13 protein-coding genes are annotated in these 13,464 nt (G+C 35.7%); 5 read left to right on the top strand and 8 right to left on the bottom strand.

From position 1 onward, the window contains the following. The first annotated feature begins 35 nt into the window (after window positions 1-35). A complete protein-coding gene (locus DYE60_RS01605; protein WP_115314884.1) occupies window positions 36-1,022 on the top strand; it encodes an oxidoreductase in 987 nt (328 codons plus the stop codon). A gap of 34 nt (window positions 1,023-1,056) precedes the next feature. On the opposite strand, the gene lnt is transcribed toward DYE60_RS01605, so the two are convergent. Together lnt and corC are read right to left on the bottom strand one after the other, a co-directional pair. After that, complete coding sequence (lnt, locus tag DYE60_RS01600) at window positions 1,057-2,574, bottom strand: apolipoprotein N-acyltransferase (protein ID WP_115314883.1); 1,518 nt, start codon at window positions 2,572-2,574, stop codon at window positions 1,057-1,059. Between the two features lie 9 nt (window positions 2,575-2,583). Then, complete coding sequence (gene corC / locus DYE60_RS01595) at window positions 2,584-3,453, bottom strand: CNNM family magnesium/cobalt transport protein CorC (protein ID WP_115314882.1); 870 nt, start codon at window positions 3,451-3,453, stop codon at window positions 2,584-2,586. A gap of 151 nt (window positions 3,454-3,604) precedes the next feature. On the opposite strand from corC, the gene DYE60_RS01590 reads away from it, so the two are divergent. Together DYE60_RS01590 and ubiG are read left to right on the top strand one after the other, a co-directional pair. Further along, on the top strand, window positions 3,605-4,243 hold the full coding sequence (locus DYE60_RS01590) for a curli polymerization inhibitor CsgI-related protein (RefSeq protein ID WP_115314881.1): 639 nt from the start codon (window positions 3,605-3,607) through the stop codon (window positions 4,241-4,243). Between the two features lie 98 nt (window positions 4,244-4,341). Then, window positions 4,342-5,052 (top strand): bifunctional 2-polyprenyl-6-hydroxyphenol methylase/3-demethylubiquinol 3-O-methyltransferase UbiG, encoded by a 711-nt coding sequence (gene ubiG / locus DYE60_RS01585; RefSeq protein ID WP_115314880.1) that lies wholly within the window; start codon window positions 4,342-4,344, stop codon window positions 5,050-5,052. A 61-nt stretch (window positions 5,053-5,113) separates the two neighbouring features. Here the strand turns inward: ubiG and DYE60_RS01580 are convergent, their stop codons facing one another. After that, window positions 5,114-5,428, bottom strand: coding sequence for a hypothetical protein (locus DYE60_RS01580; RefSeq protein WP_218563608.1), 315 nt, complete (start codon window positions 5,426-5,428; stop codon window positions 5,114-5,116). Between the two features lie 374 nt (window positions 5,429-5,802). Between DYE60_RS01580 and rsuA the strand changes: the two genes are divergently transcribed. Both rsuA and DYE60_RS01570 read left to right on the top strand, forming a co-directional pair. Next, window positions 5,803-6,492, top strand: a complete 690-nt coding sequence (gene rsuA, locus DYE60_RS01575) for a 16S rRNA pseudouridine(516) synthase RsuA (RefSeq protein ID WP_115316404.1) — start codon at window positions 5,803-5,805, stop codon at window positions 6,490-6,492. Window positions 6,493-6,651: 159 nt separating this feature from the next. Then, a complete protein-coding gene (locus DYE60_RS01570; RefSeq protein ID WP_115314879.1) occupies window positions 6,652-7,845 on the top strand; it encodes an aminotransferase class V-fold PLP-dependent enzyme in 1,194 nt (397 codons plus the stop codon). Window positions 7,846-7,941: 96 nt separating this feature from the next. Here DYE60_RS01570 and lpxA read toward each other — a convergent pair whose 3' ends face one another. The 5 genes from lpxA to bamA form a co-directional block, all read right to left on the bottom strand. Then, window positions 7,942-8,736, bottom strand: coding sequence for an acyl-ACP--UDP-N-acetylglucosamine O-acyltransferase (gene lpxA / locus DYE60_RS01565; protein ID WP_115314878.1), 795 nt, complete (start codon window positions 8,734-8,736; stop codon window positions 7,942-7,944). A 9-nt stretch (window positions 8,737-8,745) separates the two neighbouring features. Beyond that, a complete protein-coding gene (gene fabZ, locus DYE60_RS01560) occupies window positions 8,746-9,204 on the bottom strand; it encodes a 3-hydroxyacyl-ACP dehydratase FabZ (protein ID WP_172460404.1) in 459 nt (152 codons plus the stop codon). Window positions 9,205-9,232: 28 nt separating this feature from the next. Continuing rightward, window positions 9,233-10,261 (bottom strand): UDP-3-O-(3-hydroxymyristoyl)glucosamine N-acyltransferase, encoded by a 1,029-nt coding sequence (gene lpxD, locus DYE60_RS01555; protein ID WP_115316402.1) that lies wholly within the window; start codon window positions 10,259-10,261, stop codon window positions 9,233-9,235. Between the two features lie 15 nt (window positions 10,262-10,276). Further along, window positions 10,277-10,948 (bottom strand): OmpH/Skp family outer membrane protein, encoded by a 672-nt coding sequence (locus DYE60_RS01550; RefSeq protein WP_115314877.1) that lies wholly within the window; start codon window positions 10,946-10,948, stop codon window positions 10,277-10,279. Between the two features lie 85 nt (window positions 10,949-11,033). Then, window positions 11,034-13,427 carry an outer membrane protein assembly factor BamA gene (gene bamA, locus DYE60_RS01545; protein ID WP_115314876.1) on the bottom strand — a complete coding sequence of 798 codons (2,394 nt, stop codon included), beginning with the start codon at window positions 13,425-13,427 and terminating at the stop codon, window positions 11,034-11,036. Window positions 13,428-13,464: the final 37 nt, after the last annotated feature.

Raw genomic sequence — 13,464 nt, 5'->3', positions numbered from 1 at the left:
ATAAGCGACCTAATTATTTTTAAAAGAGAATTATAATGTCAGATATCCAATTAGCCATTGCAGGCGATTTTCATACCGCAGAAAAACTGCTTGATTGTTTAGAAAAAACCACACTTAGCTTTGATCGTCTTTGTGCCGTTGAGCTTGAAGAGTTTAACGAAGAACAGTCATTACGTTTTCACAATTCAAGTGTAGAACAAGTAAAATTAGATGACGTTGATTGGTCACAATTTAGCTATGTATTATTCGCAGGTACATCTGCTCACTCAGAATTACTGGCGAAAATCGTACAAGCGGGCTGTATTATTATTGATTTATACGGGCTAACCGCTTTGATCAGCGATGTGCCAGTGATTGTACCAAGTGTAAATGACGATGAATTAGTACATTTACGTGAGCGTAATATCGTAGCCCTTGCAAACCCACAAATTAGCCAACTTGCTCTTGCATTAAAACCATTAAGCGATTTACCTATTCAACAAGTATTTGTCACTTCATTAGTTTCAAGTGCTTATTTTGGGGATCAAAAAGTGCAAAAACTTGCTGGGCAAACCGCTCAATTACTAAATGGAATCCCACTTGATAGCGATACACCTCGTGTTGCTTTTGACACCGTGCCAAGCAATGTACAAGATGACGAAGCCAGCGTACCATTCTCAAAAGCATTCGCGTTGCAACTTGCAAAAGTGATGCCAAATTTAACCGCTTGCACAACCTTTCACAGTGTCCAAGTACCCGTTTTTTATGGTACTTCACAAATGGTTAGCCTTCAATCTGAATACCCGCTTGATGCCGTTGAACTGAGTGAACAATGGAAACAACAGGGTTGGCTCACATTTAATGAAGAAGTGATTGTTACGCCTGTTAAAAATGGCGAAGATGAAGAAAACAATACATTACAAATCAGCCAGTTACTCAGTAAAGATGAAAATGCAATTCAATTCTGGTCTGTTACCGATGAACAGCGTTTTAGCGTAGCGTTTTTAGGTGTGAAATTATTAGAATTAGTATTGAATTATTAACTCTCAAAAAAATGGGCTAACAAGCCCATTTTTATTATCTTTTTCGTCTTACCATTCCAAAGACCAACAACACAACACTTAATCCATAAATTAGCCAATTTCCCCATAATATGAAAGGGGTTGAACCTTGTGTTTTATAAATATTTCTCGTTAATGTTGTCGCTTCAAATTGTGGTGCTTGCTGAGTAATTTGCCCAAGATGATCCACAAAAACAGTGATACCGGTATTAGTTGCTCTAACCATTGGTTTACCAAGCTCTAACGCTCGCATTCGAGCCATTTGTAAATGTTGCCAAGGGCCAATTGAATTACCAAACCAAGCATCATTGGAAATCGTCAATAAATAATCTGCGTTGTTTGCCTTTTGATTTTGCTGCATTTGATGCCCAAAAATCACTTCATAGCAAATCGCCATATTAAAGCTATCATTACCCGCAACTAAAGGTTTTTGAATAAATGCTCCCTGTGAAAGGTTTACAGGCAAAATAAATACATCACGCAACCAATCTAATAAGTTGCCAAAAGGTACATATTCACCAAAAGGAACAAGATGATATTTATTATAACGAGCCGCATTATTATGTGAATAAGGCTGTTGAGAATCTAGCACAATCGCACTGTTATACACATTTTCTTGCTCGGCGTTTAAAGTTCCAATAATAAAAGCATTATTATTGGCAATAGCTGCTTGCTGTAAATTCTCTAACAACGGCGAAATATTTTGTTCCATTGCAGGAAAAGCAGATTCTGGCAAAATAATGACATTACTTTCCGCTAATAACGGCATAATTAACCTTTGATAGGTTTGAATATGCTGTTCAAAATAAGCAAAATTCCATTTTAATTTTTGGTCGATATTCGGTTGGACTAAACTCACTTTTGTTGAATGCGATGCATCTTCCTTAACCCAATTTATATTTTGTAAGCTCACCGCGATAATCATCATAACAGTAGGAAGACAAAATTCACGCCAGCAAGCGGTCATATTTTGAGAAGATTTTGCAAATTTGTAAAAAAGTTGCAAAAAATAACCGCTTATCACAATGACAAAAAAGGTTAATCCTTCAACGCCTAACACAGGTGCAATCCCGAAGAAGGGGCTATCGATTTGTGTATAACCAAATTGGAGCCACGGAAAACCTGTAAAAATCGTTCCTCTTAAAAATTCGGTAAAAGTAAAAATACTTGCGAGAATGAAAGGGTTAGTAAATTTAAAATGCTGAACAATCCAGCAAAAAAGTAAGTTATAGAGTGATAAATAAAAAGACAGCAATCCAACAGCAAGATAGCTTACTATTTCAGGTACACCGCCAAATTGCATCATACTGACGGATACCCAGTTTATGCCAGAACAAAAATAGCCCATAGACCATAATAATACTGACCAATAAGCAATTTTTTTATGATGATAAGTCGTGGCAAAAATCAAGCCAAATGCAGAAAGATAGGCGATCCCCCAATAGTCAAAAGGGGAATAGGCAAAAACGCCAACGCCTCCTAAAATAAAACTCAATAACGGCATTATTTTAGCGGTATTTTTTATAAGACCCATTTAAACTCGTTATTCCTTTTCTGGCAACATTTTATCTAGCTGACCATCTGAAATCGTGGCTCTCACTTGTAATAAACGACGAGAATCGCCAGAGGTAACCTTAAATGTGATACCGTCAAGCTCTATCGTTTCACCTTTTTGAGGAAAATAACCAAAAGCTTGGGTAATTAAACCGCCAATTGTATCCACCTCTTCATCATCAAAATCTGTACCAAAATATTCGTTAAAATCTTCAATATCTGTTAACGCCAACACAGCATAGCTATGTTTTGAAAGACGACGAATTGGTTCAATTTCTTCCTCATCGAATTCATCTTCAATATCGCCCACAATTTGCTCTAAAATATCTTCAATCGTAACCAAGCCCGATACCGCACCAAATTCATCTACCACAATTGCCATATGAAAACGTTCCGCACGAAATTCTTTCAACATTCTATCAACACGTTTACTTTCAGGAATGATTACAGCAGGACGTAAAATCTCCGCCATTTCAAAAGGTTGTGAATCACTGCGTAAATATTTTAATAAATCTTTGGCAAGTAACACGCCTTCAATCGCATCTTTTTCACCTCGAATCACGGGAAAACGAGAGTGAGCGGTTTCAATAATCGTATCGACACAGCTATCAAGGGGTTGCTCTGCTTCAATAAACACCATTTGAGCACGTGGAATCATAATGTCTCGTACTCGCAACTCTGACATCTCAATCACGCCTTCGATCATCTCTTTGGTATCATCATCAATCAAATCATTTTCAGCAGAATCACGAATAACTTCAACGAGATCCTCTCTGTTTTGAGGATCATTATGAAAAAAACGATTATACAAATTCTGGAAGAAACTCGGTTTTTCAGTTGAATTTACTTTATCACTCATTGGATTACTCTCTCTATAAATTTAAAATATGTGAAAATTGACGCAATTCTAACGTTTTAATGATAAAAAATCACTAAAGACTATTCCTATTTTGCAAAAATTAGCATAGCATAGTGAAAATTTTTAGCTACCATATATAGGAGTTCATTTAATGAAATTAGGTAAAATTGCACTTATTACAGCCACACTGGTTGCAAGCACAGCGTCTTTTGCGGGTAATCTCTCTGCATCGTCAGCAATTTCTTTCTTAGCGTTTGATGGCCATAAAACAACGAAGAAAACCGTAATGCAGATCAATGATACCAATACTCACCAAGTTGTTGTTGAAGTGGGAGGCATTGTAAAATCAGGCTCTAGCTCATCTTATTTTGGCACTGATCCTATTATCCTTACCTTTAAAGGATCATTAGATGATATTAACATTTCTAGCCCATATATTTCTAATACCAACCAAGCTGAAAAATATAAAAAATCCCCAACATTCGAAATCACAACAAGTTCAGGTCAAAAAATTGATTATAAATGGGATTATTTAAGAGGCGAAGGTTTTATGCCAAATACTCGCATTCAAGAAAACCTTGCTGAATATAATGCTGGAAATGGTGTTGCTGCTGTCTCTGCTTTTGCATTCAACCAATCAAACCCAATGATGGTAAAAAATATTAAAACCAAAAAAGGAAAAGTAGTCGTAAATGGTGAAAATATTGCAGAACAACAATTACAATATTGGTTCCAACAGGCGGATAAAGCAACACAACAACGCTTCTTAAAATGGGCCAAAAAACAGTAATATAGTTACCCCTATAAGCGGTTAAATTTATACAATTTTTTGCAAATTTATAAAAAAATTTAACCGCTTCCCACAACCTTAAAAGTTATCTTAAAACCATGAATAATGTCGATCAAAATGAAATTGCCAAATTTGAAAAAATGGCACAAAGCTGGTGGGATCCCAACGGTGATTTTAAACCTATTCACTTATTAAACCCGCTACGCGTCAATTATATTGCTGAAAAATCCAACGGATTATTTAACAAAAAAGTGTTAGATGTCGGCTGTGGTGCGGGTATTCTCAGTGAAGCAATGGCAAAAATGGGCGCTAAGGTTACTGGGCTTGATATGACAACTGAGCCTCTTAATATTGCCAAACAACACGCTGAGCAAAATGGCTTAGAGATTGATTATCAGCAAATTACTATTGAAGACTTTGTTATCCAACAGCAAGCTCAAAATGCCGAAAAATTTGATGTCATTACTTGTATGGAAATGTTGGAACACGTGCCAGAGCCTCTCTCAATTATTCAAAGTTGCAAAGCCTTACTCAAGCCAAATGGCATACTTTTTCTCTCCACCATTAACCGAACATTCAAAGCCTATATGCTTGTCGTGGTGGGTGCTGAATATATTTTAAAAATGCTACCAAAAGGTACACACGAATTTGAGAAATTTATTAAGCCAGCTGAATTATTGAACTGGTGCGATCAAGCAGAATTAAATTGTAATGAAATGGTGGGATATCATTTTAATCCCTTAACCGAAAATTTTTGGCTAAATAACGATGTAAGTAGCAATTATATTGCGATGTTTAGCTGTTCATAATAGTAAACTGCGAATAATTGAGCACATTTATTCGCAGTTTAACCGTCTGTTTTTTCTCTTTTTAATCAATAAAAAATTGAATTGCTTTGTTAAGTGAGGCTATTTTTTCTTTGTCTTTATCTAGAATAGCCTGCTGTAATAACCCTGTTAATATAGCATTACGTGCTTTTTCAGGAATAACGCAAGGACTTAAAATTCCGTGAGAATTAGGATAAGTACCATACCAATGTACACCTAATGACTTTTCATTCTCATAACTATGTTTATGATTATAGTACCCTGCAATTAACGTAAATCCCTCATCTTCATAAATTTCTTCTGGTGTGTCATTTTCCATTCCAGAAACCCAGTAAGAAACCATTTTATATTCTGTCATTATTTTTCTCCTTATGTTAGTGAAGTGATTATTGTCAAATAATCTTTATATTCTCTTTGATTTATATAATACGTTCCATTTGGAAAAATATTACAAAATCAATAGAACTAATAACAGCCTATTATAGTGCAAAAAAAAAACAGCTATGCAAGAGGATTTTCTTAAAAAATGAATAAAAATAAGTAACAAAAAATCATTCGAAATAATATGATTGCACTCCATAGTTTTTTACGTACAATACCTGCACGTGAAACTAGGAATAGATGCAAAAACGAATAAAGATTGAAAAGATAAGCTTTATTGATAAGAAACAGATAACGCTTTATTTTTTATTTCCTGTCGTTATCACTATATTAAATTACTGAGAGAAAATGATGCGTTTAGATAAATTTATAGCAGAACAAACGGGATTAACTCGTTCCCAAGCAGTCAAAGCCTTAAAAAATGGCTGGGTTACTGTGAATGAAAAAATAGTTAAAAGTGGCTCAACTAAAATAACGCCACAAGATTTAGTGACCTTTGATGAAAAGCCATTGCAATGGCTAGAAGAAGGGCAATATTTTATGCTCTACAAACCACAAGGTTATGTTTGCTCAAATGATGACAGTGAATATCCAACGGTTTTTGACTTCTTTGATTATCCTTTAAAAGGTAAACTCCATTGTGCTGGGCGTTTAGATGCAGATACGACTGGACTTGTACTTCTAACTGATGATGGGCAATGGTCACACCGTATTACTTCACCAAAATACGAATGCGAAAAAACCTATTTAGTCACCCTTGCTGATCCTGTTGAGCCTTTTTATGAAGAGCAATTACAACAAGGTATTATGCTACGTGGCGAGAAAACACCAACCCTGCCAGCAAAATTGGAAATTATTGATGATTACAATGTGAATTTAACCATTTCAGAAGGGCGCTATCACCAAGTAAAAAGAATGTTTGCAACATTAGGAAATAAAGTGGAATTTTTACATCGCTGGCGAATTGGAAATGTGATTCTTGATGAGGCACTTCAAGAAGGTGAATTTAGAATGCTAACCCCAGATGAAATCTTAGATTAACCTTTTAATCCCACCATTTTTATATTAAATGGTGGGGTTTATTCCATCCAAACTATTTCTCCCCATTTTTATTCTTCATTACAAGCTAAAATTTTAATAAAGATCACCACTGAAATAGTGTAAAATTAAGTAATAATTTTATAATTAGAAGATACCTTAATGATCAATATTTTATTTCGTTCTCACTTCCCTTTTTTTGAAAATCAGCCTGAATGGGCTTATTTAGACTCGGCTGCGACCACATTAAAGCCCGATGTATTAGTCAATGCGACGCAACAATTTTATGCTTCCGCAGGCTCAGTTCATCGTAGCCAATATGATTTAGTACAAAGCAATGCTTATGAATTAGCAAGGGATTTGGTGGCAAAACGCTTTAATATTGAAGATCGACGTGCCGTTATTTGGACAAGCGGTACGACCCATTCCATCAATTTAGTCGCAAATGGTTTAATGGATAGCATTCAGCCTGACGATGAAATTATTGTCTCCGTAGCAGAACATCACGCTAATTTTGTGCCGTGGCAACAACTCGCCTTGCGAACAGGGGCAAAATTGATTGTGTTACCAGTCGATAAAAATTATCAAATCAAAGAGAAAGAATTAAAACACGCCTTATCGGATCGTACCCAAATTGTCGCCTTTAATTTAGTCTCCAATGTCACAGGTGTACGCCAAAATGCTGAAAAATTGATTCCACTTATCCGCCAATATTCCAAAGCAAAAATTCTGTTAGATATTGCCCAAGCGGTATCCAGTGAAAAGGTTGATGTACAAGGTTTAGATGCCGATTTTTATGCTTTTTCAGCCCATAAAATGTATGGTGCAACAGGTGTCGGGGTACTGACGGGGAAATTGCAAAGTTTAGAAAAAATCAGACCGCTTATGTTTGGGGGAAAAATGTTACAGCAGGTCAATGAACAACATCTTACCCTTGCTGACATCCCCTACTGTTTTGAAGCTGGTACGCCAAACATTGCTGGAATCATTGGTTTTGGAGAAGTATTACAATGGTTGGAACAGTGGGATTTTGAAGCGTTAAACGATCATCTTTATTCTTTAGCAAAACAATTTCACAAGCGGTTAAATTCTTATCCAAATTTGCAAATTTTACGTGGTAAAGAGATCACGCCTATTATTAGCTTTAATGTGAAAGGCGAACATCACGCTGATATTGGGACAGTACTAACAGAAAGCAAAATAGCGATTCGCAGTGGTGAACATTGTGCAAAGCCTTATTTGAATTATTTGCAAGAAAGCGGAACGGTGCGAGTTTCGTTAGCCCATTACAATTCTCAACAGGATATTGAGCAATTTTTTAAGGCATTAGATTTAGCGTTGGAATTATTTTCGTAGCGACAAGGCACGCCTTGTCAAAAATCTATCAGATTTTATAAAAATAGGCATAAAGGACAAAAAAACGACAGGGCATACCCTGTCGTACGATATTTATTAACGAATAATGCCTCGTGTAGAGCGTTTGAAAAAGTTTAAGAATAAACTCACTGCGGCTTCTGTTTTAGCATAATGTTCAATATCAGGTAGTGCTTCTTCGATGGTTTTACCACTGCGATAAATCAATTTATACACATTACGAATAGCGTGCATTGTTGGTTTTTCAAAACCACGACGTTTTAAGCCTTCAAAGTTTACCCCAAAAGGACGAGCGTGGTTGCCTTGAGCCATCACATAAGGTGGGATATCTTGGGTTACGATTGAGCCACCGCCTAACATTACGTGTGAACCAATCACTACAAATTGATGAATAGCAGACATTCCACCTACAATCACAAAATCATCTAGCACAACGTGTCCACCTAAGGTGGCATTATTTGCTAAAATGCAACGATTGCCGATTTCACAATCGTGAGCAATGTGGGTATTTACCATAAACAAGTTATCATTACCAATTTTAGTAATACTCCCGCCTTGAACTGTACCACGATGGATTGTCACACTTTCACGAATGCGGTTACGATCCCCAATGATCGTTTTTGTTGGTTCATCCGCATATTTAAGATCTTGGTTTTTCTCACCAATCGTAACAAACTGATAGATCTCATTTTCCTTACCAATTTGAGTACGTCCGTTGATCACCACATGAGAGTGAATTTTGGTTCTAGCACCAATCTCTACATCTTTACCGATAATAGAAAATGGACCAATCTCAACTTCCTTGCCAATCACAGCCCCTTCTTCAATAATTGCTAAAGGGCTAATTTTGGCGGTTGAATGAATTAATTGCATAGATACTCCTTATGATTTGCGTCTAGCACACATCAGCTCTGCTTCACATACGACTGTGCCATCCACGGTAGCCACACCATTAAAACGAATAACGCCACGCATTTCTTTAATTACTTCGATATGTAATTTCATTTGGTCACCAGGTAATACAGGCTTTTTAAAGCGTGCATTATTGATGCCTGCAAAATAGAAAATTTCGCCACCTTCTAATTGATGTGTTTTAAATGCCAATACCCCCATCGTTTGTGCAAGAGATTCCATAATCAATACACCAGGAAAAATTGGTAATTCAGGAAAATGTCCTGTAAAACACGGTTCATTAACACTGATATTTTTAATGGCAGTAATCCACTTCCCTTCTTCAAAATCTAATACGCGATCGACTAACAAGAAAGGATAACGATGTGGCAAAAGTGCCATAATTTCAGTGGTTTCAATTCTTCTAGGTTCTCTTGATTGTTGTTCTATATCCAACTCTACATTCCTCTTAAAATATTTACTTCTGTACTAATTTTTTTTCTAATTGTTTTAATCGTTTATTCATTTCATCAATATTCATTGTTAACGATGCCGTTTTACGCCACGCTTTATTTGGTTGCGCAGGAATACCCGATGAATAAACGCCTTTTTCTGTGATTGGTTTAACGACCATACTCATCCCTGTAATAGATACTCCATCACAAATTTCCATATGTCCGTTAATTGTACTCGCTCCGCCAATTAAGCAGTAGCGTCCCACTTTTAAACTTCCCGCTAAAATAGCACCACCTGCGATAGCTGTGCCTGTTCCAATGTGTACATTATGAGCAATTTGGCATAAATTATCAATAATCACATTATCTTCAATCACGGTAGAATCTAACGCACCGCGGTCAATACAAGTGCAAGCACCAATTTCGACATTATTACCAATAATTACGCCACCAGTTTGTGGAATTTTAATCCATTTTCCCTTGTGGTTTGCATAACCAAACCCATCGCTACCAATCACTGCAGATGATTGAATTAAGCAGTTTTGACCGATTTGTACATTATGATAAACCGATACATTTGCCCAAAGTTGTGTGCCTGAACCAATTTTAGTCTTTTTACCAACAAAACAACCTGCACCAATCACCACATCATCGCCAAGTTCAACATCATCTTCAATAACGGCATTCGCACCAACAGAAATATTGTTACCTAATTTTGCCGTTGCGGAAATCACTGCAGTTTCTGAAATATTATGAGCAGCTTTTGGCGTGCTATCCATATATTGTGCTAACAACGCATAGCTTACATAAGGATTCTCAACAATAATTAAATTTTGGTTTTCATTACAAAATTCAACATCATCTTGACTTACAATAATCGCCCCTGCTTGACACTCTTTTAACTGTTTACGGTATTTAGGGTTTGAAATAAAGGTAATTTGTGATGCTGTTGCACAATTTAAAGGTGCAATTTCTGAAATCACCAAATCGGCGTTCCCTCTAAGAGAACCGCCGATTTGTGTTGCTAAATGACCTAAAAGAAATTTATCCATCAATGTCATTCTCAATTATTTTGCTTCTGGTTGAGCTTGCGGAACAACGCCACCTACAGCTTTTAACACTTCATCACTTAAATCATTTTCTTGTTCAGTCGTAAACATAACAGCACTGCTGTCTAAAACGATATTGTAGCCTTTGTCTGTTGCGATTTCTTTTAATTTATCGTCAATTTGTTTCACTACTTGACCACGAACTTTCGCTTCCTCCATCGCTAATTTACGACGAGTCTCTTCCGCTTTTTGTCTAAACTCAGCCACTTTTTTACCAAATGCCATTCTTTTTTCTTGGAAAGCAGCCATTTTTTGTTGGAATTTATCCGCAATTTTGCTGATTTCATCTTGGCGTTTTTGAATATCTTTACTACGTAAACGAGGTGCATCTTTCTTTAATTTTTCAGATTTTGCTTGAATTTCCTTCACTACGCCATCTTCTTCTTTTTTTAATTTATCGCCTTCTTCTACAAGTGCTTTTTCTTCACCTGCTAATTTTTTCTCAATTTCAGCAAGTGCATTTCTTTCCTCTTTCACTCCTTTTGCAAAATCAGAAGAAGCAGAAAATAGCGGATGATTTTGAATCACAAACTCAGGTGTGATAAATCCAATTTTGTTGTCTGCTACTGCGATATTACTCGCTAATGCTAAACTAGTTACGATCGTTGCAATTTTAAATACTTTTTTCATTGTTTATTTTCCTTAAAAAATTAAAATTATTATTAAGCGGTCGTTTTTTGCAAATTTTTTACAAAATTTAACCGCTTATCTTCATTTAGAATGAACCACCAATGCTAAATTGGAATTGCTCTACGTCATCATTTTTATACTCACGCAATGGTTTTGCATAAGACAATAACAATGGACCAATTGGCGAATTCCATTGTAAACCAATACCTGCTGAAGCTCTAAAACGTTTATAGTCTCCATAATCTGGCTGTTTTAATTGTTTGCTTAGCTCTATATCTTTTCCTTTCCAGTTTGTATTCCAAACTGTACCAATATCCACAAATAATGATGTTCTTACTTTGTGTTGATATTTTTCAGCAACAAACGGGGTTGGCATAATTAACTCTAAATTCGCCACCGCTAATGCATTACCACCAATAACATCACTAGAAGGTTGATATTTTGAACCTTTTTCTTTAATGTAAATAGCATTCGGCCCTATTGAACCATAAGAGAATCCTCGAACAGAACCAATTCCACCTAAATTGTAAGTTTGGAAGAATGGTAATTCTTTACCACTCATACCATTTCCATAACCTAATCTAACACGTGAATTGATCACCCAAGAATGCTCTCTATTTAATGGATAATAATAAGATGCTTTTGCACTTAGTTTATAATATTTGTTATCTGAACCAGGTATAGTGACATTACCACCTAAACTTGCTTGTAAACCTTCTGTTGGCATAAAACCACGATCTAAACTATTATAGTTCCAACCAAATTTAAAGTTAAAGTCTGTCGTTTTGATTTTTTTATACTCTTCAGACATCGCTGGAATTTCAATATCCATCGCTTTAACATATTTTTCACGAGTATATTCACGACCTACATTTTGGATCTTGTCATTTACAGCACCTAAACCAAGATAGTAACTGTTATATTCATCAACTGGGAAGCCTAATGTGCCGTCAATACCGAAAGTTGTACGCTTATATTTTGATGATGAGTTCATTTTAGAGTAATCATAGTTACTATAATAAACACTACCACCTAAACTTACGCCATCTTTTGTGAAATAAGGTTCATTATAATCAACGCTAAATGTTGTACTATAATCGTTACGCACTCCATTCAAACCAATACTCGATCCCATTCCTAAGAAGTTATCTTGTTTAATTCCTGCTTGGTAGCTAAATCCACTGCCTGAACCGTAACCAATACCAAAGTTGATACTACCCGTATTACGTTCTTTGATTGAATAAATGATGTCTACTTGGTCAGTCGTATTTGGTACATTAACCATTTTCATATCCACAGATTCATAGAAACCTGTACGTTCTAAACGTGCTTTACCAGTTGATGCGGCGGTTGTTGATAACCAAGCACCTTCTTGTTGACGCATTTCACGACGTAAGGTTGAATCCGCTGTTACATCATTACCTTCAAAACTAATTTTACGCACATATAAACGTTTACCAGCTTCTATAATGTAAGCAACCGCAACCGTTTTTGCATTTTCATTAAACGATAATGACATTTGCACCTGTGCTGCACCATAACCATTTTCACCTAAGGTATATTCTAATTTTTCTTTAAGTGCATCAAGGTCTTTAGCACGGAATAAATCGCCTGGTGTATATTCCATTACAACACGCTTTAATTCTTTGTTTAGGTTTGCCATATCACCAATTAAACGGACACGGCTTACTTTATACTGGCTGCCTTCACTAACTTTATAAGTTAGTTTTACATCTTTCTTGCCATTGGTAAAATCAGTTTTTACGTCATTGATTGTAAACTTCACATAACCTTGATTTAAATAAAAATTACGCAATGTATCAACATCTTTTTTCAATGCTTGTTGCTCATATTTACTGCTTTGGAAAATATTCCACCAAGATACATCTGGCTGAATATCTAATTTTGAAATTAACTCATCTTCATCAAAAGCTTTATTACCTTTAAAATGAATTGCTTTTACATAAGAAACTTCATTTTCTGTGATCACTAACTTCACATCAACTTGTCCATTACTCAATGGCTTAATAACAGAGCTGATTTTTGCACTATAACGGCCAATAGAATGATAGTGATTGACTAATTCTTGTTTGAATTCTTCTAATTTTTTAGGATCGAAAAATTCACCCTTACTAATTAAATTCGTTTTTAAATTTTCTTCTAATGCCTTAGTTGGAACAGCTTTATTACCTTCAATTTTAACGTTGGCAATAAGTGGTCTTTCAACAACATTGATAACAATAGCATCACCATCTCTCTTTGCAGAAACATCATCAAAACGTTTTTGAACAAAAAGTTGCTGCACAATCTTAGTAAGATCATTATCTGTTACACGTTGTCCTACCTTAATAGGTAATTTTGAGATAATTGCCGCTTTAGACTCATCAAAAGCACCATTAACACGAATATCTTTTACAACAAATGGCGAAGCAATAACGCCATTTGCTAGCAAAAGACTAGAAAGTAATATTTTTTTCATCATAAATTCCTATTTTTTGTAAAATCTTAATAAAATA

Source organism: Phocoenobacter uteri (assembly GCF_900454895.1).
Lineage (GTDB): Bacteria > Pseudomonadota > Gammaproteobacteria > Enterobacterales > Pasteurellaceae > Phocoenobacter > Phocoenobacter uteri.
The sequence above is the reverse complement of the archived record's forward strand: the minus strand, read 5'-3'. Positions and strand labels throughout refer to the sequence as shown.